This window comes from Nonomuraea sp. NPDC049714, assembly GCF_044465295.1.
In the GTDB taxonomy this organism is placed as follows: domain Bacteria; phylum Actinomycetota; class Actinomycetes; order Streptosporangiales; family Streptosporangiaceae; genus Nonomuraea.
Genome location: NZ_JBITLM010000001.1, coordinates 219,915 through 243,272, shown reverse-complemented (window position 1 = coordinate 243,272; position 23,358 = coordinate 219,915). Strand labels below are relative to the sequence as shown.

Annotated in this window: 19 protein-coding genes; 9 read left to right on the top strand and 10 right to left on the bottom strand. The window is 72.7% G+C overall.

All coding sequences use genetic code 11. The annotated features are described in order from the left end of the window. Positions 1-131 precede the first annotated feature (131 nt). The 7 genes from ACIBQX_RS01250 to ACIBQX_RS01220 are packed head-to-tail and all read left to right on the top strand — an operon-like array spanning position 132 to position 7,393. Complete coding sequence (locus ACIBQX_RS01250; protein WP_396999347.1) at positions 132-1,031, top strand: transporter substrate-binding domain-containing protein; 900 nt, start codon at positions 132-134, stop codon at positions 1,029-1,031. Then, positions 1,028-1,903: an amino acid ABC transporter permease gene (locus ACIBQX_RS01245; protein ID WP_396999346.1), complete on the top strand. Its 876-nt coding sequence runs from the start codon at positions 1,028-1,030 to the stop codon at positions 1,901-1,903. The genes ACIBQX_RS01250 and ACIBQX_RS01245 overlap by 4 nt, the downstream gene beginning before the upstream one ends. Positions 1,904-1,917: 14 nt before the next feature. Continuing rightward, entirely contained in the window at positions 1,918-2,712 is a 795-nt protein-coding gene (locus ACIBQX_RS01240) for an amino acid ABC transporter ATP-binding protein (RefSeq protein ID WP_397001501.1), read from the top strand. Next, positions 2,709-3,839 (top strand): CapA family protein, encoded by a 1,131-nt coding sequence (locus ACIBQX_RS01235; protein ID WP_396999345.1) that lies wholly within the window; start codon positions 2,709-2,711, stop codon positions 3,837-3,839. The genes ACIBQX_RS01240 and ACIBQX_RS01235 overlap by 4 nt, the downstream gene beginning before the upstream one ends. Beyond that, the gene (locus ACIBQX_RS01230; RefSeq protein WP_396999344.1) at positions 3,832-5,070 is read left to right on the top strand and encodes a CaiB/BaiF CoA transferase family protein; all 1,239 of its coding nucleotides are present in this window, start codon (positions 3,832-3,834) and stop codon (positions 5,068-5,070) included. The genes ACIBQX_RS01235 and ACIBQX_RS01230 overlap by 8 nt, the downstream gene beginning before the upstream one ends. A 2-nt stretch (positions 5,071-5,072) precedes the next feature. Beyond that, positions 5,073-6,155 carry a 2-hydroxyacyl-CoA dehydratase gene (locus tag ACIBQX_RS01225; RefSeq protein ID WP_396999343.1) on the top strand — a complete coding sequence of 361 codons (1,083 nt, stop codon included), beginning with the start codon at positions 5,073-5,075 and terminating at the stop codon, positions 6,153-6,155. Continuing rightward, positions 6,143-7,393, top strand: a complete 1,251-nt coding sequence (locus tag ACIBQX_RS01220) for a 2-hydroxyacyl-CoA dehydratase (protein ID WP_396999342.1) — start codon at positions 6,143-6,145, stop codon at positions 7,391-7,393. Before ACIBQX_RS01225 ends, ACIBQX_RS01220 begins: the two co-directional genes overlap by 13 nt. A 68-nt stretch (positions 7,394-7,461) precedes the next feature. Here the strand turns inward: ACIBQX_RS01220 and ACIBQX_RS01215 are convergent, their stop codons facing one another. Genes ACIBQX_RS01215 through ACIBQX_RS01170 form a run of 10 tightly spaced genes read right to left on the bottom strand, consistent with a single transcriptional unit; the run spans position 7,462 to position 19,394 of the window. Then, on the bottom strand, positions 7,462-8,601 hold the full coding sequence (locus ACIBQX_RS01215; RefSeq protein ID WP_396999341.1) for an ABC transporter ATP-binding protein: 1,140 nt from the start codon (positions 8,599-8,601) through the stop codon (positions 7,462-7,464). 57 nt (positions 8,602-8,658) lie between these two features. Further along, positions 8,659-10,392, bottom strand: coding sequence for an ABC transporter permease (locus tag ACIBQX_RS01210; protein WP_396999340.1), 1,734 nt, complete (start codon positions 10,390-10,392; stop codon positions 8,659-8,661). After that, entirely contained in the window at positions 10,389-11,438 is a 1,050-nt protein-coding gene (locus tag ACIBQX_RS01205; RefSeq protein WP_396999339.1) for an ABC transporter substrate-binding protein, read from the bottom strand. The genes ACIBQX_RS01210 and ACIBQX_RS01205 overlap by 4 nt, the downstream gene beginning before the upstream one ends. Continuing rightward, on the bottom strand, positions 11,435-12,571 hold the full coding sequence (locus tag ACIBQX_RS01200) for a CapA family protein (protein WP_396999338.1): 1,137 nt from the start codon (positions 12,569-12,571) through the stop codon (positions 11,435-11,437). The genes ACIBQX_RS01205 and ACIBQX_RS01200 overlap by 4 nt, the downstream gene beginning before the upstream one ends. Further along, complete coding sequence (locus ACIBQX_RS01195) at positions 12,568-13,947, bottom strand: MmgE/PrpD family protein (RefSeq protein ID WP_396999337.1); 1,380 nt, start codon at positions 13,945-13,947, stop codon at positions 12,568-12,570. Before ACIBQX_RS01195 ends, ACIBQX_RS01200 begins: the two co-directional genes overlap by 4 nt. Then, a complete protein-coding gene (locus ACIBQX_RS01190) occupies positions 13,944-14,939 on the bottom strand; it encodes an ABC transporter ATP-binding protein (protein ID WP_396999336.1) in 996 nt (331 codons plus the stop codon). The genes ACIBQX_RS01195 and ACIBQX_RS01190 overlap by 4 nt, the downstream gene beginning before the upstream one ends. After that, the gene (locus ACIBQX_RS01185; protein ID WP_396999335.1) at positions 14,936-16,000 is read right to left on the bottom strand and encodes an ABC transporter ATP-binding protein; all 1,065 of its coding nucleotides are present in this window, start codon (positions 15,998-16,000) and stop codon (positions 14,936-14,938) included. The genes ACIBQX_RS01190 and ACIBQX_RS01185 overlap by 4 nt, the downstream gene beginning before the upstream one ends. Further along, positions 15,997-16,860: an ABC transporter permease gene (locus tag ACIBQX_RS01180; protein ID WP_396999334.1), complete on the bottom strand. Its 864-nt coding sequence runs from the start codon at positions 16,858-16,860 to the stop codon at positions 15,997-15,999. The genes ACIBQX_RS01185 and ACIBQX_RS01180 overlap by 4 nt, the downstream gene beginning before the upstream one ends. Next, the gene (locus tag ACIBQX_RS01175; RefSeq protein WP_396999333.1) at positions 16,857-17,837 is read right to left on the bottom strand and encodes an ABC transporter permease; all 981 of its coding nucleotides are present in this window, start codon (positions 17,835-17,837) and stop codon (positions 16,857-16,859) included. The genes ACIBQX_RS01180 and ACIBQX_RS01175 overlap by 4 nt, the downstream gene beginning before the upstream one ends. Before the next feature lie 3 nt (positions 17,838-17,840). Further along, a complete protein-coding gene (locus tag ACIBQX_RS01170) occupies positions 17,841-19,394 on the bottom strand; it encodes an ABC transporter substrate-binding protein (protein WP_396999332.1) in 1,554 nt (517 codons plus the stop codon). Between the two features lie 544 nt (positions 19,395-19,938). Here ACIBQX_RS01170 and ACIBQX_RS01165 point away from each other — a divergent pair. Together ACIBQX_RS01165 and ACIBQX_RS01160 are read left to right on the top strand one after the other, a co-directional pair. Then, positions 19,939-22,116 (top strand): acetate--CoA ligase family protein, encoded by a 2,178-nt coding sequence (locus tag ACIBQX_RS01165; RefSeq protein WP_396999331.1) that lies wholly within the window; start codon positions 19,939-19,941, stop codon positions 22,114-22,116. Beyond that, the gene (locus tag ACIBQX_RS01160) at positions 22,113-23,345 is read left to right on the top strand and encodes an FAD-dependent oxidoreductase (RefSeq protein ID WP_396999330.1); all 1,233 of its coding nucleotides are present in this window, start codon (positions 22,113-22,115) and stop codon (positions 23,343-23,345) included. Before ACIBQX_RS01165 ends, ACIBQX_RS01160 begins: the two co-directional genes overlap by 4 nt. Positions 23,346-23,358 lie beyond the last annotated feature (13 nt).

Here is a 23,358-nt window from a genome sequence, read left to right as displayed (position 1 = left end):
TCGCCCATACGTGCCTAGGGTGCTGTGCGGTTCTCACGGTCGCCCCTTGACAGGCGTGCAGCCCAAGATGTGACATTACCCATAACGATCGAAATGTAATTGCAGCACTAACAAGTCGGCGGAGGACCACCATGAGTATGCCCAGGACGGCTTTCACGGCCGCTGCGGCACTAGTCCTTCTCGCCGCGTCGGCCTGCGGGGGCGGGGAAGACGGCGCGGCGGGGCAAGGGGCACCCGGCAAGACCGCCTTGTATGAAACCCTGCCTGACGCTGTCAAGGAAGCGGGCGTCATCCGGTTCGCAGGCGACTCGCATCCACCCTACAGGATCGTCGCCAACGACGGTAAAACTGTCACGGGTGTCGACAAGGAGATCCAGGAGGCACTCGCCAAGGCGCTCGGTGTCAAAAGCGAGATCGCGATCGTGAGCGGACTGCCCGCGGCCCTGTCCGGCATGCTGTCGTCGCGCTACGACGCCTTCAACGGCCCGGTGAAGGACACGGCCGAGCGGGAGAAGCAGTTCGACGCCATCGTCTGGATGGTCAGCCGGACCTCCTACCTCATCCCCAAGTCGGCGTCCGCCAAGGTCGGGAGCTCCGGCGACCTGTGCGGCAAGCGCATCTCCGGCACCGCCGGCAGCGTCGTGGAGGACCAGGTCAAGCTCCTGACCCAGTGGTGCGCCAAGCAGGGCAAGGCGGCGATCACCTTCCTCCCGCTGGCCGACACCAATGGAACGATCCTGGCCGCCAAGTCCGGCCGCGCCGACGCCGCCGGCATGACCGAGAGCGCCGCGATCGACGCCATGGCCAAGGAGAAGGACGCCTTCACCTACGTCACCCAGACCGACGAGCAGGGCGCCGGCGTCGATCAGCTCGCCATGCTCGTGCCCAAGTCCAGTGGCCTGGGCCCGGTCATGTTCGAGGCATTCAAGGAGATCTTCAAGAACGGCGCGTACAAGAAGATCGTCGACAAGTACGGCCTGGAGAACGTGGCGGTCGACGCGCCCAAGCTGAACACCGCGGCCGGGCGATGAGCACCCAGGTCCAGCACGCCGCCGGCGACACCGCCGGCGACACCGCCGTCGATGTGGCGACCGCCCGCCCCCGGCTGCGTCCCGCACGGTGGCTGGCCGGGGCGGTGCTGCTCGTGCTCGCCGTGCAGCTCGGCTGGTTCCTCGTCACCAACCCCCGGTTCGAGTGGGGCGTGGTCGCGGAGTACGTGTTCGACCCGAACATCCTGGGCGGGCTCGGCATGTCGCTGCTGCTGACGGTCATCGCGATGGTGCTGGGCAGCCTGCTCGGCATGCTCGTCGCGGCCGGCAGGCTCAGCGACTTCAAGCCGGTCAGCTGGGCCTGCGCCGTCTACGTGGGCGTCTTCCGCGGGATACCCCCGCTGGTGCAGCTCATCTTCTGGTTCAATCTGGGCTACCTGCTGCCGCGGCTGTCGCTCGGCGTGCCGTTCGGCCCCACGTTCGCCTCGTGGCCGACCAACGCCGTGATCAGCTCACTGACGGCCGCCATCATCGGGCTCACCCTGCACGAAGCCGCCTACATGGCGGAGATCGTCCGGGCGGGGATCATGTCCGTGGACGGCGGCCAGCGCGACGCGGCCCGCGCCATGGGCTTCACCGCCCCCCAGAGCTTCGTCAAGGTGGTGCTCCCGCAGGCCATGCGGGTGATCATCCCGCCGACCGGCTCGCAGTTCATCAGCCTGCTCAAGGGCACCTCGCTGGTCAGCGTGATCGCGATGGCAGACCTGCTCTACTCGGTCCAGGTGATCTACAACCGGACGTACCAGATCGTGCCGCTGCTGATCGTCGCGTGCGTCTGGTACCTCACCGTGGTGACCGTGCTGTCGCTCGGTCAGCAACGCCTGGAACGGCACTTCGGAAAGGGGCAGCGGTGACCGACACACCGGTCATGGTCGTACGCGACCTCCGCAAGCGCTTCGGCGACCACCAGGCGCTCGACGGCGTGAGCCTTGAGGTGGGCGAAGGCGAGGTCGTCGCCGTCATCGGCCCGTCCGGGTCCGGGAAGTCGACCCTCGTCCGCTGCATGCACCAGCTGGAGAGCATCGACGGGGGCGCCATGTACCTCGACGGGGAACTGCTCGGCTACGCGGCGCACCGCGGCCACCTGCGCCCCCTGCCCGACCGCCGCGTCGCCGCCCAGCGCCGCCGCATGGGCATGGTCTTCCAGCAGTTCAACCTGTTCCCGCACTGGAGCGTGCTGCGCAATCTCACCGAGGCGCAGGTCGCCGTGCACGGCCGCCCTTCCGGGGAGGCGCGCGAGGAGGCCATGCGCCTGCTGGAGCGCGTCGGGCTCGCCGAGAAGGCCCACGAGCATCCCCGGAGGCTCTCGGGAGGCCAGCAGCAGCGCGTCGCCATCGCCAGAGCCCTCGTCACCCGGCCGCGCATCATGCTGTTCGACGAGCCGACCAGCGCCCTGGACCCCGAGCTGGTCGACGAGGTGCTCAGCGTCGTACGCGACCTCGCCCACGGCGGCATGACGATGATCATCGTCACGCACGAGATGAGCTTCGCCCGCGAGGTGGCCGGCCGGTGCGTCTTCATGGAGAAGGGCCGCGTCGTCGAGAGCGGCCCGGCCAGGGATCTCTTCGACCATCCCACGTCCCCCCGCCTGCAGGCGTTCCTGTCGCGCTTCAACCGGGACGACGTGCACGAACGCCCGCTGGAGAAGGAGAGCATGCCATGAGCGTGACCGTGATGTCGGTCGGCGACCTCGTCGTGGACGAGCCGGACCCGGCGTCGTTCTTCGCCCCGGCCGCCGGCACGCTCCGCCGCGGCGACGTGGTGATCGGGCATGTGGAGGTGCCGCACAGCACCACCACCGCCCAGGTCAGCACCGATGTCCCCGCGCCGCCCGCCGATCCGGCCGCGCTGGTGGCCGTCGCCGAGGCCGGATTCCACATCGTGACCCTCGCCGGCAACCACGTCTACGACGCCGGCGACGAGGGAGTGGCCGACACCATCAAGTACGCGCAGGAGGCCGGGCTGGCCACCGCCGGCGCGGGCCTGACCCTCGACGAGGCCCGCCGCCCCGCCGTCGTGGAGCGCGACGGGCTGCGCGTCGGCGTGCTCAGCTACAACTGCGTCGGCCCTCGCGAATCCTGGGCCACCAGCAGGAAGCCCGGCTGCGCGCACGTCAAGGTGCTCACCCACTACGAGCTCGACCACGCCAGCCCCGGCGGCCCGCCCGCCGTCTACACCTTCGCCGACCCCGCCCACCTGGAGCGGATGGCCGACGACGTCGCCGCGCTCGCCGAGCGGGCGGACATCGTCCTGGTGTCCCTGCACAAGGGCGTCGGCCACACCCCCGCCGTCCTGGCGATGTACGAGCGGCCCGTCGCCCGGGCGGCGATCGACGCGGGCGCGCACGCGGTGTTCGCCCACCACGCCCACATCATGCGCGGCATCGAGGTCTACCGTGACAGGCCCATCTACCACGGCCTCGGCAACTTCGTCACCGTGACCCACGCCCTGACGCCCGCCGGCGGCGACGGCGACAGCGCCGAGCGGGCCGCGTGGGCACGCCGCAGGATCGAGTTGTACGGTTTCGCCCCGGACTCGGCGATGCCGTTCTACCCCTTCCACCCCGAGAGCCGGAACACCGCCATCGCGGTCTGCCGGTTCGACCGGGAAGGGCTGGTCTCGGCCGGATTCGTGCCGTGCTGGATCGACGACGCGGGCCGGCCGGTGCCCCTGGGCGACGGTGAGGAAGGCCGGCGCGTCGCGGGATACATCGAGCGGATCACCCGCCAGGCGGGCCTGGACACCGCCTTCGCGTGGGACGGAGACGAAGTGATGGTGCGTCGTGGCTGAGCGTCCCCTGGCCGGCCGCACCGTGATCGACCTGACCACGGCGCTCGCCGGACCGTACGCGACCCTGCTCCTGGGCGGGCTCGGCGCCCGCGTGATCAAGGTGGAGAACCCGCTGACCGGCGGCGACAGCTCCCGTAACAACTCGCCCTACGTCGGCGCGGACGGCCTGACCCCCACCCGGCACGCGCCCGGCGACATGTCGGTGTCGATGCTCCTGCGCGGGCGCAACAAGCGCGGCGTCACCCTCAACCTCAAGCACCCGAAGGCCCGCGACGTCCTCGGCGACCTGGTCCGCGAGGCGGACATCATGGTCGACAACTACAGCGCGGGCGTCACGGCCCGGCTCGGCATCGGACACGACTGGGCCGGCGCGATCAACCCGCGCATCGTGTGCACGTCCATCAGCGGATTCGGCGCCCAGGGCGGGCCCGGCTCCGGCAAGGCCATGGACACCATCGTGCAGGCGCTCAGCGGCGTGATGATGACCGCGGGCGCCCCCGGCGAGCCGCCCGTCCGCTTCGGCCTGCCCGTGGGCGACCTGCTCGCGCCGCTCTACGCGGTGATCGGCACCCTCGCCGCGGTGCTGCAGGCCGACGCCACCGGGCGCGGGCAGCACGTCGACGTGTCCATGCTGGGCGCGCTGACCTCCCTCGTCGCCTGCGAGCCGTTCGACGCCTACGAGCAGCTCGGCCTGCCCCTGCGCACCGGCGCGACCGTGCCCAGGCTGGCGCCGTTCGGCACCTTCCCGGCCGCCGACGGCTGGTTCGCGCTGTGCGGCCCCACCGACGCGTTCGCCCATGGCGTCTTCGCCGCGCTCGGCCGCGACGACCTGGCGGCCGACCCCCGGTACGCCACCCGGGACGCACGCGTCGCGCACGCGGGCGAGCTGCACGACCTGATCGCCACGTGGGCGGCCGGCCTGCCGCTCGCCGAGGTCATCGACCGGTTCGAGCGCAACGGGGTGCCCGCCGCCCCGGTGCGCGAGCCGATCAGCGCCGTACGCGACCCGCTCGTGCTGGCCCGTGGCGAGGTCGTGCCGCTGGAGCATCCCGTGCACGGCCGCACCGCCGACCTGTACGGGACCGGCGTGCCCATCCGCTTCTCGGGCACCGAGGCGACGCTCGACGAGCCGGCTCCCGCCCTCGGCGAGCACAACGCCGAGATCTACGGCGGACTGCTCGGCTACACCGACGACGAGATCAAGGCGCTGGCCGACGACGGGGTGATCTGAGCATGACCCCCGCGCTCGCGGCGCTGGAAGACGCGTACACAGGCCAGGGCCCGCGCCCGTCGCGCGGCCCGGTGATCGGATACGTCGGCGCGGACGTGCCCGTCGAGCTGGTGACAGCCGCGGGGGCCCACGCGGTGCGCCTCACCGGAGACCCGGCGCTCGACCCCGCGCCCGGCACCCTGTACCTGGGCACCGGCGTCGACCAGATGGCCCGCTCGATCCTCACCCGGCTGCTCGCCGGCGCGTACGGCCACCTGGACCGGGTCGTCGTCGCACACGACCGCGAGGCGTCGCTGCGGCTGTTCTACGCCCTGCGCGAGCTGCGCCGGGTCAGCCCACAGCTGGACCTGCCCGAAACGTACCTGGTGGACATCCTGCACCTGCCGCACCGCACCACCGCCCGCTACAACCGGCGCAGGATCGGCGAGTTCGCCGGCCGGCTCGCCGCCTGGACCGGTCGTCCCGCCGGCGGCGAGGGTCTCGGCCGCGCGGTGGCGGCGCACGACCGGCGGCGCCGGCTGCTGGCCGAGGTCGCCGAGCTGCGCCGGGCCGTCCCCGCCCGCCTGACCGGGCGGCAGTTCCTCGCCGCGGCCAACGCCGGGCTGCCCGTGGACGAGCACATCACGATGCTGGAGCGGCTGCTGGCCGAGGCGCCCGGGCTGCCCGCACAGCCGGGGCGGCGCGTCCTGCTGAGCGGCAGCGAGCACGACACCCCGCACGTTTACGAGGCCATCGAGGCGCAGGGGTACGTGATCGTGGGGGAGGACCACTCCTTCGGCGACCTGGCGTTCGAGCGGCAGGTGGGGGAGGGCGGCCTGGACGCGCTGGCCGAGCATTACCACCACAACGGCCCGGCCGCGCCGCGCGCCACCGTTGCCGAGCGCGCCGCGCACACCGCGATGGCCGCCGCGCGCTGTCATGCCGAGCTGCTCGTCAGCTACGCCAGAGCCGGCGACGACGCCCCCGCGTGGGACTTCCCCGCGCAGCGGGCCGCGCTCGAGATCCCCGCCGTGCTGCTCGACCGGCAGGAGTACGGGCGCGTCGACCTGGCGGCCCTGCGGAAGGAAGACCCATGCGCAGCGTGAAATCCCTCGCCACCGCCGCCGAGGCGGGCCGGCACCAGCGCGAATGGTTCGCCGACCTGCGACGGCGGGTGGCCGCCGGGGAGCCGTTCGCCGTCGTCAACGCCGACGTGCCCCACGAGATCTTCCGCGCGATGGACATCCCCTACGTGGTCAGCCAGTGGTGGGCGTCCGTGGTCGCCGCCAAGCAGCGCTCCGGCCACTACCTGGAGCTGGTCCGGCAGCGCGGCTACCCCGACTACTCCGAGCAGTACAACTCGGTCGCGCTCGGCTCCGCCTTCGATCCCGAGCCCGGCAGCGGACCGTGGGGCGGCCTGCCCAGGCCGACCCTCGTCGTCGGAGACGCCTCCGGCGACGTCACCCGCAAGATCTTCGACATCTGGGGCAGCGAGCCCGGCGTCACCTTCTACCCCTTGGAGAGCGCCGCCGAGAACGAGGTGCCGGCCAACTGGTGGGACCTGATGCCGCACCGCTGGGAGGAGGCCGTCGGGCCCGCCCGGCTCGACCTGCTCACCGCCGAGATGGAGAACCTCGTCAGGTTCCTGGAGACCACCACCGGCAGGACGTTCCGCGAGTCCCGCTTCCGCGAGGTCATGGCCCTGGTCAACGAGCAGGAGGAGTGGAACAGGAAGGCGCGCGACCTCATCGCCCGCACCCGTCCGGCCCCGCTCGGCGTCTCCGACAGCATCCCCAGCGTCATGCTGCCGCAGTGGCACCGCGGCACCGAGTGGGCGCGCGACGCGGCCAGGAACTTCTACGAGGAGGTCCGCGAACGCGTCGGCACCGGCCAGGCCGCCTGCCCCGGCGAGCGGGCCAGGCTGATGTGGATCGGCCGCGGCCTCTGGTACGACATGGGCTTCTACCAGCGCTTCCAGGAGCGGTACGGGGCGGTGTTCGTCTGGTCGATGTACCTGGCCATCGCCGCCGACGGCTACATCCGCTACGGCGACGATCCCATGCGCGCGCTCGCCGCCCGTTTCGCCGCCTTCACCGACCAGCTGTACACGCCCCCGTGGTCCAGTGAGTGGTACGTCAAGGAAGCCCGCCTGCACGGCATCGACGGCGTGGTCCACCTGGTGTCCGACGACCCGCGCGGCAGCTACTTCACCGCGCGGGCGCTGGAGTCGGCCGGGTTCCCCGTCATCGAGATCAGGGCCGACAACGTCGACACCCGCACCTACGACGACGACGCGGTCGCGGCGCGCATCGGACGCTGGCTGGAGCAGGACGTCCTGCGCTGACGTCCTGCTCCGATCGTCCTGACCTGACTCCCGGTCGGTTCATCCGGCCGGTTCGCCCGGCCGGTTCGTCAGGCCGGGAGTATCAGCAGCCGCTCGGGCGCCACACCGATCCACACCTCGTCGGCGGCGGCCTCGCCGGACGACCAGAGCCGGCAGGAGACGTCCTCCGCGTCCAGGTGGTGCTCGACGTGCGGGCCCGCGAACATGGAGAGCCGCCGGCGCGCCCGCCACCTGTTGGGCTCCGGCGGCTCGCTCGCGCTCATCAGGCCGTGCTCGGGACGCCAGACCGCCACGGCCCGCTCGCCGTCCTTCACCCCCGGCCCGCACACGCCGGTGAGGAGCCCGTACGGGGTCCGGATCGTGGCCGTGTCCGCCCCGGCGCCCGTCACCGTGCCGGGGATCTCGTTGGCGACGCCGACGAAGTTGGCCACGTACCGGGTGGCGGGGCGGTCGTAGATCTCGCGGGGCGCGCCGAGTTGTTCCACGCGGCCCGCGCGCATGACGGCGATGCGGGTCGCCAGCTCCATCGCCTCCGTCTGGTCGTGCGTGACGTAGACGGCCGCGAAGCCGAGCCTGCGCTGCATGGCCAGCAGTTCCACCCGGAGCCGCTCGCGTACCTTGGCGTCCACGTTCGACAGCGGCTCGTCGAACAGCACCAGCCCGTCACCGGCGACCAGCGCCCGGGCCAGCGCCACGCGCTGCTGCTGACCGCCGCTCATCTCGCCGGGATACTGCCGGACCAGCTCGGGGATCCCCACCAGCTCCAGCACCTCGCTCACCCGGCGGGCCACCCCGGCCTTGTCCGGCCGGGCACCCCGCCGGCTCAGCAGGGGATAGGCCACGTTGTCGAAGACGGACATGTGCGGCCACAGCGCGTACGACTGGAACATCATGCTCAGGCCGCGCCGCTCGGGCGGCAGGTCGAGGCCCGTGGCGCTGTCGAACACCGTCCGGCCGCCGATCCGGACCGTGCCCTCGTCGGGCCGTTCCAGACCGGCGATCGAGCGCAGCAGCGTGGTCTTGCCGCAGCCGCTCGGTCCCAGCAGGACCAGGATCTCCGACGGCGCCACCTCCAGGGCGACCCCGTCCACGGCCGGGGTGGGGGTGCCGTCGACCCGCCGGAAGTTCTTGCGCACGCCGGTGAGCCGGACGACGGGCTCGGGCCGCTCGTCGCCGGGAGCGTCCTGGCTCGTTGTCGTGGAGTCCATGGCCTGCATCGGGATACCGCCTCCGCGGATCAAAGGTGTGCGTGGGGAAGAAGAGGATCAGGGGTGTGCGCCGGGGAAGGGGGAGGAGCCGCCGCGCCCGCGCCTGCGCGCGTACCAGGTGACCGGCAGCACCACCAGCGAGGTGGCCAGCGTCAGCATGATCGAGATGGCGCCGAGCATGGCGTAGTCGCCGTTGGCGAACACCTCCAGGATGCGGAAGCCCACCACCTCGTTGCCGGTGCCCGCCAGGATCGCCGACGCGCTGATGTCCCCCGCGATGGTGACGAACAGCAGCGCCCAGCCGGCCAGCAGGCCGGGCGCCATCAACGGCAGCGTGACGCGCCGGAACGTGCGCGCCTGCCCGGCGCCGCTGACGCGCGACGCGTCGGTCAGCTCGGGCGCGACCTGGCTGATCGCCGCGTCCGACGCGGTCGTGGCCTGCGGCATGTGCAGCGAGACGTACGCCAGCAGCAGGATCCACAGGGTGCCCCCCAGATGGAAGGGGGCGCCGCTGAACGCCAGCACGAACCCGACCGCGATGACCAGGTGCGACAGCGTCGGCGGGAACTTGATCGTGGCGTCCACCAGCATCCCGGTGCCGCGCCCCGACCTGCGGACGAGGACCGACACCACGGCGGCGGCGAGCACGCCGACGGTCGCGCCGGCCACGCCGAGCATGAGGCTGTTGACGAGCGCCTCCTGCGTGACGGTGTCGGTCAGCGTGCGGACCACCGCGTCGAGGTTGAGCCTGGTCCAGTCGACGGAGTTGCTCCAGTAGCCGGTCAGCGACACCAGGGCCAGCCCGCCGAGCGGCAGGATCGAGGTCAGGGCCAGGTACGCCACGATCAGCGCCCGGATCGGGGTCCGCGAGCGGCCCAGCCGGATCGGCCGGGGCCGGGCGCCCTTGCCGCCGATGCCCGCGTTGCGGCTGCTGCGCAGCATCCGCGTCTGGGCGTACCAGACGAGCGTGACGACCAGCATGACGACGAGGTTGAGGCTCACCGCCACGCCCGTCTCCGGCGGGTACGTGAACGACAGGAGCTGCACCACCCGCACCGACAGGATGTCCAGGCCGGCCTGCGGCGCGAGAATGGCCGGGATGGAGAACAGGCCGAACCCGGTCCACACCATGAGCAGCGCGGCCGCGCCCAGGCTCGGCCGCACGGCGGGCAGCGAGACACGCCGCAGCGTCCTGAACGGTCCCGCGCCGCTCGTGCGCGACTGCTCCTCCATCGCGGGATCGGTGTTGCGCAACCCGGCCGACACGATCATGAACACGTACGGCACCTGGTAGATCGTGTAGACGAAGATGATGCCGTACCAGGAATGGATGTCGATCGGGCCGCGCGCGCCCTCGATCCCCAGCAGCGGGCGCAAGGCGAGGTTGAGGTAGCCCGAGCGCTCCGAGGCCAGCAGCGACCAGCCGATCGCGCCCGCGATCGGCGGCAGCAGGAACGGCACCAGCGGCACCACATCGGTGAGCAGCCCCATGCGGGCGTCGGTCCGCTCGTTGAGCCAGGCGAGCCCCGAGCCGATGACCATCGCCGCCACGCCGCTCGCGCCCACCACCACCGCCGTGTGCCACAGCAGCGTGACCAGGTCGGGCTGGGCCAGCATGTCCCGGACGGGCGCCAGGTCGAGCCGCCCGCCGGTGAAGAACGGGCGGATCACCACGAGCGCGAGCGGATAGACGGCCAGCGCGCCGAGCAGCAGCGCCAGCAGGGTGCCGGTGATCTGGAAGGGGGTGAGCGCGGCGGTCCACGTCCGCATCCGGCCGCCGGCGGACGTCACGACGTTTCCTCCGCCAGGCCCAGCAAGGCGTGGACGCGCTCGGCGGGCGTGCCGGTCAGCTCACGGTTGAAGGCGTAGCGCGCCGGCAGCGACGACGGGTCCAGCGGCGATCCCGAGCCGGGCAGCGCGTTGAGTCTCTTGTTGCCCTCCTGGCTCATCAGGTAGTGGACGAACAGGCGGGCGGCGTTCGGGTGGGCCGCCTTGGCCGCCAGGCCGGGCACGATCTCCGGCCCGGTCGACGCGGGCGGCTGCACGTAGGCGACGGGTGCGCCCTTGCTCTTGAGGTCCTCGGCGATGGACTGCACGGCCGGCATGACGATGGCCGCCTCGCCCGCCGCGAGCTGCTGCGTGGCCGGGGCCGCGCCGGACGCCACGATCGGCTGCTGCGCCTTGAGCTTGGTGAGGAACTCCTCGCCGTGCTCCTTGACGATCAGGTTCCAGAACGGCGTGTACGCCGCCGACGTGCGCGGGTCCACCAGGATGATCTTGCCCTTCCACTTCGGGTCGAGCAGGTCCGGCCAGTCCTTGATCGCGTCGCCCGCCTGCTGGCTGTTCACCGCGATCCCGGTGGGCTGGATCTGGATCACCGCGGTCCCGTCGTCGGGCAGCAGGTACGTGCCGGGGAATCCGTTCGGGTAGCCGGGGATCCGGGCGTCGGCGAGCTTCACGGTCCAGCCCTTGCTCAGTGCCTGGGCGACGAACGGCGTGTAGGAGCCCACGAACAGGTCGGCGGCGGGCTTGCCGCTCTCGGCTTCGGCGGCGAAGCGCTGCGCCAGGTCGCTGGAGGTCAGCCGGATGAACTTGACCTGGATGCCGTACTTCTTGGCGAAGTCGTCCGAGACGGACTTGGCGATGTTCTCGGCGGGCACGCTGTACCAGGTGAGCTCGCCCTCCTTCTGCGCCGCCTCGATGAGCGTGCGCAGGGCGGGCGGGGCGTCGGCGGGCACGGCCGGCGCGCCGGCCCCGCCGCCGTCCGCGCCGCACCCGGCCGTCAGGAGCAGCGCGGCGCCGGCGACCGCCGCCACGGTACGAAGACGAGAGATCATGATTCCTCCAGGGGGTCCGTACGGACGATCACGGCGCCCCCGGCCGGATCGAAGTGAGTGGTGAGTCCTTGGCCGGCGCCGACGTCGCGCAGGTAGCCGACGACCTCCCCGAAGCGGGGATCGTCGCCGGTCAGGAACTCCGGGCGGGACGAGCGGTCGATGTACGCGGGCAGGAAGGCCACCTCCTCGATGCCGCCGGGGGAGATCCGGCAGCGCACCGCGATCGTCTTGCGGGAGTCGTGCGGGAAGTTGTAGGTGCTGCCGAGGTCCGGTTCCCAGCCCGGATGCAGCTTCAGCAGCTCACGGAAGCCCGGACTGGCCGCGTGCTCGGCGGTCATCGGCAGGTCCATCGCGAAGTTGCCGAGGCTGTAGAAGATCGCCTTGCCCCGGTAGACCTCGATGCCCTTGAGGATGTGGGCGTGGTGGCCGAGGATGAGGTCGGCTCCGGCGTCGATGGCCGCGTGCGCGACGTCTCGCTGGTAGTCGGCCAGCGTCGCCGGCACGAAGTGGATGCCCCAGTGCAGGGAGACGATGACGACGTCGGCCAGCTGCCGGGCGCGGGCGATGTCGCCGGTCAGCGCCGCCAGGTCGCCCCGGTGCGGATAGGTGATGATCCGGCAGGGGGTGCCCGGCTGGTCCGGTTCGGTGGGCTCGTACACGGTGTGGGCGCGCATGGGCGCGCACCCGGGCCGCCGTTCGGTCGCCCAGTAGTCAGCGGGCAGGATGCTGCAGTAGGCCAGGAAGGCGATCCGCGTGCCGGCGCGTTCCACGACGCGCACCTCGCGGGCGGCGGCGAGGTCGGCGCCGACCCCGAGCACGGTGATGTCCTCACGTCGCAGGGCGTCGATGGTGTCGAAGAACCCGTCGGGGCCCCAATCCATGCAGTGGTTGCCCGCCCAGGAGACGACGTCGAAGCCGGCCCGCCGCAGCGATCCGGCCGTGGCCGGGGTGGCGCGCGCGGTGTGCCGGACCTGCGGCAGCCGGGTGCCGCGGTCGGTCAGGTTCATCTCCAGCTGGCAGAAGGCGAGGTCGCCGCCGCTCAGCGTGCCGCGCACACCGGTGAACAGGGTGTCGGGATCGGCGCGTTCCGGGCCCACGTCCCCCACGGCGTACAGGGTCACGGCGTCGCTCATGCGTACTCCTCACGTAGGGGTGCCAGCACTGCCGAGACCGGCGCGTCGTCCGCCAGCGCCAGGACGGCGTCGCGGACGGCGCCGGCGGCGCGGTCACCTGTCACTTCGGCGGCGAGGCCGAGGAACTTGGCCTCGATCTGCTCGCCGGTCATCGGGGCGTTCGGGCTGCCCGGGGCCTCCGCACGGCGCTCCAGCCGGCCGCCGTCGCGCAGGCGGACCCGCACCCGCGCCAGCAGCCGGCGGGGGAAGGCGGCCTCCGCCTCGGCGTCGGTCTCCAGCCGGACCCGTCCGGCGAGGGCGGACACCTCGGGCAGGTCGAACCCGGCGGCTTCGAGCCGCGCGTACTCCGCGGCGCCGCTGCCGCCCAGCACGAGGTGCATGGCCACCGCGTGCCTGGCGCTGAACTGCGCCTCGGTCATGTCGCGCGGTCGCGCTCCGACGGCGCCCACGTGGGCGAGGGTGACGGGGTCGACGCCCACGGCGATCTCCTCGACGTCGGCGGCGCGCAGCCCGTCGCGGCGAAGCCCGGCCATGGCCTCCAGCGGCGCCTGGATGCCGGCGCAGACGCAGTACCGCTTGAGCGCCAGCCCGTGCAGGTCCCACCGCTCGCCGAGGCCGTCGGTCAGCAGGACGGGGCGGGCGTGGGCGACGAAGGCGCGCAGCAGCCCGCGCGGCCCCTCGACCGCGGTGCGCGGGCCGGTGAACCCGTCGCCGGCCAGCGTGACGGCACGGATGCCCGCCATGGCGGCCAGCCCGGCGTGCAGCCGCTTCACCTCGCCTCCGGACCGGGTGTACTCGGTCACGCCGCCCGCCTGGCTGGCGGCCAGACCGTACGCCGACGCGGCGGTGTCCGGATCGAGCCCGTACAGGCCGCACGCGACCGCCGCGGCCCCGAAGACCCCGTGCACGCCGGTGACGTGGAACCCCCGGTCGGAGGTGAGGGAAGGCGTCGTGGCCAGTCCGAACCGCACGACGGTCTCGAACCCGGCCGCGGCGGCGGCGAGCACGGCGTGCCCGCGCGCCCCGGTTGCCTCCCCGATCGCCAGCGCGGTGGGCACCACCACGCAGCCCGGATGGGCCAGCGCGGGCAGGGCGTAGTCGTCGATCTCGAAGCCGTGCCCCGCTGTGGCGTTGGCCAGCGCCGCCCATTCGGGGCGGCCCGTCGTGCCGGTGCCGTACAGCACGCAGCGGCCGGGCGCGGTCTCCCGCTCGGCGTAGCGGCGGACCACGGCGTTCCACGGCTTGGCGGACCCGGCGAGCCCGGCGCCGATGTTGTCCAGGACGTGCCACAGGACGCGGTCCACCACTCCGGGCGGCAGCTCGGCGAAGGTGAGCCGGGAGGCGAAGCCCGCGAGCGCGGTGGTGGCCGGCGTCACGGCCGCCCGCCTTGGGGGAATGCAGGGGATTCGGGGGATTCGGGGGAGAAGTGGCACGCCACCTGGTGGTCGTCGCCGATCTCGCGCAGCTCGGGCATTCGCTCGGCGCAGAGCGGCCGCGCCATCGGGCAGCGGGTGCGGAAACGGCAGCCCGACGGCGGGTTCAGCGGCGACGGCACCTCGCCGGTCAGGGGCGGTCCGGGGGCGGGGGCCAGTGGGTCGGGCACCGGCACCGAGTCCAGCAGCGCCCGCGTGTACGGGTGGGCCGGAGCGCCGTAGACGCTGGACACGTCGCCGATCTCGACGATCCGGCCCAGGTACATGACCGCGACCCGGTCGCTGACGTTGTGCACTACCCCGAGATCGTGCGAGATGAACAGCAGCGAGAGCCCGTGACGCGCCTTGACGTCCTCCAGCAGGTTGAGGACCTGTGCCTGGACGGAGACGTCCAGCGACGCGACGGGCTCGTCGCAGATCAGCAGCTCCGGCCCCAGGACCAGGGCGCGGGCGATGGCGACGCGCTGGCACTGGCCGCCGGAGAACTCGTGCGGGCGCCGGTCGGCCACGACGGCCGGGTCCAGCCCGACCTCGGTCAGCGCGGCGTCCACGCGCTCGCCGATCTCGGCGCGGGGCCGGCCCGCGATCACCAGCCCCTCGGCGACCACGTCGCGGACGCGCCGGCCGGGGTTCAGGGCCGAGCGGGGATCCTGCCAGACGATCTGCAGGCGGCGCCGGACCTCGCGCAGGTCGTGCCGCGACAGGGAGGTCAACTCCGCGCCGTCGAACCGGACGGTGCCCTCGTCCGGCGGTGGCAGCTGCAGCACGGCCCGTCCGGTGGTGGACTTGCCGCAGCCCGACTCGCCGACCAGGCCGAGCGTCTGGCCGCGCCGCAGGGTGAAGCCGACCCCGGACACCGCCTCGACGACACCGCCGGGCACCCGGAACCGCTTGACCATGTTCTCCACCCGCAGCAGAGGGGGCTCGCTCGTCATCTCGTCTCACCTTCCGCGGGGTAGAAGCAAGCGTGCGCGTGGCCTTCGGTCTCCTCGCCTCCGGTCTCCTCGCGGAGCCGGGGCGGCTCGCCCGCGCAGCGCTCGCGCGCCGCCGGGCAGCGCGCGGCGAAGGGGCAGCCGGGCATCGCCGCGGTCAGGTCCGGGGGCGCGCCGGGGATCGTCCGCAGGCGGGTGTGCGGGGGTACGCCGAGCCGTGGGATCGCGCCGAGCAGGGCGTCGGTGTAGCGGTGACGAGGCCGGGCGAACACGTCGCGGGTGGTGCCGTGCTCGACGATGCGGCCCGCGTACATCACGGCCGTCTCGTCGGCTCGCCCGGCGATCACGCCGAGGTCGTGGCTGACCAGGATCAGCCCCATGCCGCGGTCCCGGGCGAGGCCGGTCAGCAGGTCGAGGATCTGCCGCTGCACGGTCACGTCCAGCGCGGTGGTGGCCTCGTCGGCGATCAGCAGGTCCGGGTCGCAGGACAGCGCCATGGCGATGGTGATCCGCTGGCGCAGGCCGCCGGAGAACTGGTGCGGGTAGTGCCGCAGCCTGCGGCCCGGGTCGGGCACGCCGACCTGTTCGAGCAGTTCGGCCGCGCGGTCACGGGCCGCCGCCCGCGACAGCCCGAGGTGGTGGCGGACGGCCTCGCCGATCTGCCGGCCGACGGGCACGACCGGGTTGAGCGCGGCCATCGGGTCCTGGAAGACCATGCCGACGTGCCGTCCCACGAACCGGCGCCGCGCCTCGCCGGGCATGGCCGTCAGCTCGGCGCCCGCGACGGTCACGGTCCCGGAGACCGCAGCGCGGGCGGCGGACGCGCCGACCAGCGCCCTGGCCAGGGTCGACTTGCCGCAGCCCGACTCGCCGACCAGGCCGAGGACCTGCCCGCGCGCCAGGGTGAGCGAGACGCCGTCGACGGCGCGTACGGTGCCGCGCGCGGTGGGGATGTGGCAGCTCAGGTCGTCGACCACGAGCAGCGGGCCTCCCGGGTCACCTGTGTGGCCGGTGTGGCCGGTGCCGTCGTGCCGTGCGGTGACGGGCCGGGTGGCGCCGTTCATGCGTCCTCCCCGCGCGCCCGCAGCCGCTCCCCGGCCGTGTTGAAGGACAGGACGGTGAGGAACATGGCCGCGCACGGCACCAGGACGAGCTGCGGCGCGACGGCCAGGAAGTCCTTGCCGGCGGCGATCATCGCGCCCCAGCTCGGTGCGGGCGGCGGGATGCCGACGCCCAGGAAGCTCAACGCCCCTTCCACCATGATCATGAGGGCGGCCATCACGACGGCGTAGGACGCCACCGGCGCCACGCAGCCGGGAAGCAGCTCCCGGAACAGCAGCCGGCCGTGCCCGGCCCCCAGCGCCCGGGCCGCGGTGAAGTACTCCCGGCTGAGCCGTGACAGCGCGGCCGCCTTGGCCAGCCGGGCGAACGGGGGCACGAACAGCAGGCCGAGGCTCGCCACCAGCGTCCCGACGCCGGGCCGGACGACCGCGGCCAGGGCGAGCAGCAGGAGCAGCGGCGGGAAGGCGAGGACGGTGTCGAGGAGCACGCCGATGGCCGACTCCGCCGGCCCGCGCAGGTAGGCGGCCAGCACGCCGAGCAGCCCGCCGGCCACGGCGGCCAGGAGTGTCGCCCCGATGCTGACGGTCAGCGAGATGCGCGCCCCGTGCACGAGCCTGGACAGCACCGAACGGCCGATGCCGTCGGTGCCGAGGAACTCGGGGAAGGCGGCGAACGGCGGCAGGTTCGGCGCACCCGCCGGCGCGTCGGGGGCGGCCAGCGGCAGCAGCTCCACGAAGAGGGCGAGCAGGGCCAGCAGGCCGAGCCAGCCGGTGGCGAGCCAGAAGGCGGCCCCGCGCCGCTTCTGCCGGGGCGTGACGGCCGGATCCGGGGACGTGCCGGCGGTGGTGATCGTGGCTGTCATCGGGACCGGGTCCTCGGGTCGAGTGTCGAGTAGCCCAGGTCGACGACCATGTTCACCATCACGTACGTGACGGCGACCAGGACGACCAGCCCCTGGATGACCGGGATGTCCTTGGCCGGGATGGACTGAAGGGCGAGGCCGCCCAGGCCGGGCAGTGCGAACAGGCTCTCCACCACCACCGAGCCGGCCAGCAGCCTCCCGAACACCACCGCGGCCATCGTCACCAGCGGCAGGGCGGACGGCCGGAGCACGTGCCGGAACAGGATGTAGCGCCGCGGCAGCCCTCGCGTGGCGGCGGTGCGGACGAAGTCCTCCCTGAGCGTGGCGATCACGTCGCCGCGCAGCAGGCGCAGGAGCGCGGGCGTCTCGCCCACCGCCAGTGCCACGGCGGGCAGGAACGCGTGGTGCAGGTTGGCGCCGACGCCGTCCTGCAGGGGCGACCAGCCCGAGACGGGGAACCAGCCGGTCGTCATGGCCAGCAGGTAGATGAGCACCACGCCGGCGACGAACACCGGGATCGACATCAGCGCCGACGCCGCGCCCGTGACGAGACGGTCGAGCGGGCCGCCGACCCGGGCCCCGGTGTACACGCCCAGGGGGACGGCGATCAGCAGGGAGATCGCCACCGCGAGGACGGCGATCTCCAGCGTCACCGGCAGGCGCTCCACGATCGTGTCCAGCACCGGCCGGCCGGACTGGATGGACCGGCCGAGGTCACCGGTGAGCAGGCCGCCGACCCAGCCGGTGTAGCGGGTCAGGAACGGCTGGTCGAAGCCGTACTCCGCATCGAGCTCCGCGAGCTGTTGCGGCGTCGCGGTCGGGCCGAGGATCGCCGCTGACGGTGAGCCGGGGATGAGGTCGACGAGTGCCGCCGCCGCCAGGGTGACCAGCAGGAGCACCGCGAACAGGTGGGCGGCCCGCCGCGCGACCCGCCCGAGCGGGACGCGCGGCGTGGTCAGGAGGGTGCCTGCGGCCATGGCTCAGCTCCCGCCCAGCCCGAGACGCTCGTAGAGGAGGGAGCCGTCGCCCTGCAGGGTCAGACCGGTCAGCTTGTCGCTGTGCACGGTGTAGGCGACCTGGGACCGGAAGGGCAGGACCGGCAGGTCGGCCATGACGAGCTTCTCGACCGTCGCGTACGCCTCCCGCCGCACGGCCTCGTCGGCGCTGTGGCGTCCCTTGTCGAGCGCGGCGTCCACCTCGGGGTTGTCGTAGCCCATGTGGTTGGTCTGGCCGTCGCTGTGCAGCAGCTTGTACAGGTTCGGCTCGGGGTCGGCGATCGGGACGATCTGGGCCGACACCGCGAAGTCGCGGTTGGTGAACACCTTGCGGTCCAGCGAGGCGTTGTCCAGCACCTCGATCTCCACCTGGATGTTCTTGAGCTGGCTGAGCCGGCTCTGCAGGTATTCGGCGGTGCGCCGGAAGAACCCGCTGGCGGGCATGGAGATGGTGAACTTCAGGGGTTCGCCGGCGGCGGCCAGCTCGTCGAGCAGTTTCTGCGCTCCGGCGCCGTCGTGCGCGGGCACCGTGCCGGCGGCCGGGTGGAACGGCGAGGACGCGCCGAACAGGCTGTCGGGCGCGGTGGCGCCGGGGTCGACGACCTGCGCCATCTGCTGGGTGTCGAGCGCCAGGACCACCGCCCTGCGGGCCTTGACGTCGTCGAACGGCGGCTTGGCGGTGTTGAACATCAGCATCGGCCCGCCGCCTGTGGCGGCCTGCGTGACCTGGAGGCCGGAGCCCTTGGCGCGCGCCATGAACGACAGGTCGGAGCCGGGCACCGCGGCCTGCGCCTGCCCGCTGGCGACCGCGTTGATCCGCTGCGCGGGATCGGCGATCACCTTGAAGGTGAGGGTCTCCAGCAGCGGCTTGCCCTGCTCGTGGTAGCCGGGGTTGCGGGTCAGCGTCATGTGGTCGTCGCGCACCCACTCCTTCAGCATGTACGGCCCGGCGCCCACGGGGTTCTGGGCGAACGCGGCGGCGTCCTTCTCGATGGCCGTGGGCGAGCCGATGAAGGCCAGGTTGGTGGCGATCACCTGGTCGAAGGCCATGTTGGCATCGGGCAGCTTGATGACCAGCGTCCGCTCGCCGGAGACGGCGAACGTCACGTCCTCGAGGAGCGTGGCCAGCGGTGACCTGGTCTTCGGATCGGCGATGCGCTCGTAGTTGAACTTCACCGCCTCGGCGTCCAGCGGGGTGCCGTCACTGAACTTCACCCCGGCGCGGAGCTTCATGGTCCACTCCTTGCCGTCGGCGGAGGCCGTCAGGCTCTCCCCGATCCCCGGGCTCACCTTGCCGGTGCTCGTGTCGGACCAGAAGAGCAGGCCGAAGACGGCCGAGAGCCGGTTGGCGTCGCCGGACGGCGTCAGGTTGAACAGCTGGGCGGGATCGAGCCCGCGGACGGCCTCGACGCCCAGGACGATGGTGGCGGCGGCCTTGCCGGGCTCCTGGGCGGGCTCTTGTGTCCGGGGGCCAGAGGAGCAGGCGGCGGAGAGAAAGATCAATGCGCTGGCGGCTAGGGCCGCGGCTTTGTTCGGCACGGGTCACCCCACGGGAGTGCTCGGGAAGAAGGCGGCCCCGGTATCAGGGGCCGCGTTCGAAGGTGGTCATATGTGTAACATATCTTTAATCGACCGTAAATAGATTGCCTCATATAGCTGCGCCTGCCGCCTGCTGGCCCGTGGTGCTCTCGCGCGTGCGGTCGAGGCTTTGAGGGTGGTCCAGTGCCCGCAGCGTCGGCTTCGGCTGCGAAGGGTTCCCTGATGGATGTTGATCGCCAGGACAAATGCCGCTCATCCGGGGAGAGGGCGCATGCTTCGGTGCGACCTGAAGCGCATTCCCGCTGTCTAGTAGGGCGAAATGTTACAGTTGATGGTCAATAGGGGAGGTATCTGCAGGTCATCATCGGCAGCTGGATGCGAACCAGCTGGATAGAGTCCCCGAAGCCATGGCCCTCCCTGGCGAGGCTCGCCTACAAAGACGACAGACATTTGACGATCGACGATGTAACTGTCTAATGTAGTGCCTGTCGGCGAGATGGAGGTGTGTGGTGCCCTGCTCGGATACCAGGACGAGGGAGCGGCGATGAGCCTGCGGCCGCTGTTCAGCCCCTTGAGTGTGGCGGTCGTCGGAGCCTCGGCCGCGCCCGGCAAAGCGGGCAACGCGATGATGCGCTCGCTGGCGGGCCTGCCCGGCAGGCTCTACCCGGTCAACCCGCGCGGCGGACAGATCGCCGGGCACGACTCCTACCCGTCGATCGCGCGAATCCCGGAAGCGGTCGAGCTGGCCGTGATCGCCGTGCCCCCGGCCGCCGTGCCCGGCGCCCTGGAGGAGTGCGGGCGGGCCGGGGTGCGCGCCGCCGTCATCTGCTCCGGCGGCTTCGCCGAGACCGGGCCCGACGGGCAGGCGCTGCAGGATCGTGTCCGCGCCATCGCCCGAGCCCACGCCATCCGCGTGCTCGGCCCCAACACCTCGGGTTTCATGAACCCCCCGGCGGGCGTGCTGGCGAACTTCCTGCCCGGCGTGCACGAGTTGCGGCCCGGCCCGGCCGCCATCGTCGCCCAGAGCGGCGGCGTCAACCTCGCCCTGTCCTTCCTCGCCGCGGCCGACGGGCTCGGCCTCCGGCTCGGCGTCGGCCTCGGCAACGCCGTCGACGTGGACTTTCACCACGTCCTCGATCACCTCGCGGACGACGACGAGACCCGCGTGGTCGGCCTGCACATCGAGGGGGCGACCGCGGGCCGCGAACTGTGCGAGGCCGTCGGCCGGCTCAGCGCCCGCAAGCCCGTGGTGGCGCTCAAGGTCGGACGCGCCGACGTCGGCGACTTCGCGCGGTCCCACACCGGAGCGCTGACCGGCGGCTACGCGCTCACCCGCGCCGCCCTGGTCCAGTCGGGCGCCGTCGTGGTCGACGACCCGACGGAGCTGGTCGACGCCATGCGCGCACTCGCCGTACGGCGGATGCGCCCACGGCGGCGGCCCGGTGTCGGCGTGGTCACCGGCCAGGCCGGGCCCGGGCTCATCATCGCCGACACCCTGCGCGGCAGCGGCGTGGCGCTCCCCGAGCTCGCCGGGCACACCACCCGGCGGCTGGCTGAGCTGCTGCCGCCGCTGACGTACCAGCGCAATCCCGTCGACACCGGCCGGCCGTCCGGTACGTTCGAGGCAGTGCTGTCGGCCGTCGCCGCGGATCCGGGCGTGGACGCCCTCCTGGTCTACGCCCTCGACGAGCCGGACGCCCTCGACCCGGTCGCCGCACTGAAGGCGGTGACCCCGGCCGGATCCGGCACCGAACCACTGCCCGACGCCGGGCCTGACGCCGGGCCTGACACTGTGCTTGACACTGTGCCCGTGCTGTTCGCCTGCGGCGGCCCCGCCGCCGCGCTGGACGCGCGCCAAGCCGAACTCACGGTCCCCATGTACCGCTCTCCCGACCGGGCGGCGAAGGCCGCACGGGCGCTCGCGGCCGACGCCGCCGCCCGCCACCGCATCGCGAGCTCGGCCGACGAGCCGCAGCCCGGAAGCGGAAACGCACCCGCCGGGCGGGACGGGACGCTCGGCGGGCAGGCGCTCGACGAGCATGAGGCCAAGGCGCTGGTGGCCACGGCCGGGATCCGGATACCCGAGGGGCGCGCCTGCGCCGGTCGGCAGGAGGCCGAGCACGCTTTTGCCGAGCTGGGCGCCCTGGTCGTGGTGAAGATCCTGGACGCCACCGTCCTGCACAAATCCGACCAGGGCGGCGTACACCCCGGCATCCGCGACGTCACCGGTCTGAGGCGGGCGCTCGACGCCGTGGACGCGCTCGCCGCGGAGCTGGGCAGACCGGCCCGCTACCTGGTCGAACGCCAGGCGCCCGCCGGGACCGAGCTGATCGTCGGCGCCATCCGCGACCAGGCGTTCGGGCCGGTGATGCTGCTCGCCCTCGGCGGTGTCGGCGTCGAGCTCGCGCCGGAGCCGATCCTCCGCCTGGCCCCGCTGTCCCGCGCCGACGCCCTGGACATGGTCCACGCGCTGCCCCCGGCCTTGCTCACCGGCTACCGAGGCGCGCCCCCCGTCGACGCCGACGCCGTGGCGGGCGTCCTGCTCGCCGCCGCCTCGATCCTCCTCACCCACACCGACATCGCCGAACTCGACATCAACCCGCTGCGGCTCGCCCCCGAAGGCCCGGTGGCCCTGGACGCCCTCGTCGTCAGCAGCCGGCGGGCCCAGCCTGAATCCGCGCCCGAATCAGCGCCCGAATCCGCCAAGGAAGGTCCCAGATGACTGAAAGCGCAGCCTGCCCGAACCGCCGACCGGTGATCGTGGTCGGCGCCGGCCCGGTGGGGCTCAGTGCGGCGCTGGCGTTGCGCGCGCTCGGCCGTCCCGTCACGGTGATGGAGGCAGGAGAGCAGGACAGGCTCCGGCCCGGCAGCCGCGCCATCTTCGTGCACCGGGCCACGCTGGAGATCCTCGACCGCTCCCACCCGGGACTGGCGCACGACCTGGCGGCCCAGGGGCTCCTCTGGCACACCAAGCGCACCTTCTACGCCGGCCGCGAGGTCTTCTCCCGCAGCTACACCCCGCCGCCGCCCGGTGAGCTGCCGCACTTCAGCAGCCTGCCGCAGGTGGAGACGGAGCGGCTGCTGCTGCAGGCGTGCAAGGAAGCGGGCGTCGAGTTCGCCTGGAACCAGGAGGTCGCCACGGCGGCCACCTCCGGGGACGGCGTCCTCCTCGCCACCACCGGCGGAACCCGCTGGCACGCCGACTACGTGATCGCGGCCGACGGCGCGCGCTCGGCCGTGCGCGACTCGCTCGGCATCCCGCTGCAGGGCAGCCGCTCGGACGGCTGGTACGTCGTCGTGGACGCCGAGGAGGACCCCGGCGATCCGCTCCCGGTGGAGCGGATCTTCCACTACGCCCATCCCGCAGTGGACGGGCGCAACGTGCTGCTGGTGCCGTTCGCCGGCGGGTGGCGGGTGGACCTGCAACTGCACGACGATGACGACCCCGAGGAGCTCAGCACGGGCGAGGGCCTGCGCGGATGGCTGCGCGCCGTGCTGCCCGCGCCGTACGCCGAGCGGGTGACCTGGTCGTCCACCTACAGGTTCCTGCAGGTGATCGCCGAGGACTTCGCCGACGAGCACCGCCGGGTGCTGCTGGCCGGCGAGGCCGCGCACCTGTTCGCGCCCTTCGGCGCCCGCGGCATGAACTCCGGCGTCCCCGACGCCGAGGCCGCCGCGAACGCGGTGCACCTGGCCATGTCCGCCTCCGGCCCGGCCCGCGCCGAGGCGGCGGTGACGGAGTACGCCCTCTCGCGCAGGCGCTCGGCCGTGTACAACTGCGACGCCGCCGGCGCCGCCCTGACCCACCTGCGCCCCGGCCCCGAGGAACGTGCCCGCCTGGAGTCCGCGGCCGAGAACGCCGAACGTGATCCGAGCATGGGCCACTGGCTCGACATCGCCCCCTACGGTCCACGCGAGGCGGCCCCCGGCAACACCATCTACAAGTACTGACGACCTCGGAGGC

What these genes read in the sequence shown, in the direction of transcription:
- ACIBQX_RS01250 (WP_396999347.1), top strand. Translation starts at nt 132, where the DNA reads ATGAGTATGCCCAGGACGGCTTTCACGGCCGCTGCGGCACTAGTCCTT.
- ACIBQX_RS01245 (WP_396999346.1), top strand. Translation starts at nt 1,028, where the DNA reads ATGAGCACCCAGGTCCAGCACGCCGCCGGCGACACCGCCGGCGACACC.
- ACIBQX_RS01240 (WP_397001501.1), top strand. Translation starts at nt 1,918, where the DNA reads ATGGTCGTACGCGACCTCCGCAAGCGCTTCGGCGACCACCAGGCGCTC.
- ACIBQX_RS01235 (WP_396999345.1), top strand. Translation starts at nt 2,709, where the DNA reads ATGAGCGTGACCGTGATGTCGGTCGGCGACCTCGTCGTGGACGAGCCG.
- ACIBQX_RS01225 (WP_396999343.1), top strand. Translation starts at nt 5,073, where the DNA reads ATGACCCCCGCGCTCGCGGCGCTGGAAGACGCGTACACAGGCCAGGGC.
- ACIBQX_RS01220 (WP_396999342.1), top strand. Translation starts at nt 6,143, where the DNA reads ATGCGCAGCGTGAAATCCCTCGCCACCGCCGCCGAGGCGGGCCGGCAC.
- ACIBQX_RS01215 (WP_396999341.1), bottom strand. Translation starts at nt 8,601, where the DNA reads ATGGACTCCACGACAACGAGCCAGGACGCTCCCGGCGACGAGCGGCCC.
- ACIBQX_RS01205 (WP_396999339.1), bottom strand. Translation starts at nt 11,438, where the DNA reads ATGATCTCTCGTCTTCGTACCGTGGCGGCGGTCGCCGGCGCCGCGCTG.
- ACIBQX_RS01200 (WP_396999338.1), bottom strand. Translation starts at nt 12,571, where the DNA reads ATGAGCGACGCCGTGACCCTGTACGCCGTGGGGGACGTGGGCCCGGAA.
- ACIBQX_RS01190 (WP_396999336.1), bottom strand. Translation starts at nt 14,939, where the DNA reads ATGACGAGCGAGCCCCCTCTGCTGCGGGTGGAGAACATGGTCAAGCGG.
- ACIBQX_RS01185 (WP_396999335.1), bottom strand. Translation starts at nt 16,000, where the DNA reads ATGAACGGCGCCACCCGGCCCGTCACCGCACGGCACGACGGCACCGGC.
- ACIBQX_RS01180 (WP_396999334.1), bottom strand. Translation starts at nt 16,860, where the DNA reads ATGACAGCCACGATCACCACCGCCGGCACGTCCCCGGATCCGGCCGTC.
- ACIBQX_RS01175 (WP_396999333.1), bottom strand. Translation starts at nt 17,837, where the DNA reads ATGGCCGCAGGCACCCTCCTGACCACGCCGCGCGTCCCGCTCGGGCGG.
- ACIBQX_RS01165 (WP_396999331.1), top strand. Translation starts at nt 19,939, where the DNA reads ATGAGCCTGCGGCCGCTGTTCAGCCCCTTGAGTGTGGCGGTCGTCGGA.
- ACIBQX_RS01160 (WP_396999330.1), top strand. Translation starts at nt 22,113, where the DNA reads ATGACTGAAAGCGCAGCCTGCCCGAACCGCCGACCGGTGATCGTGGTC.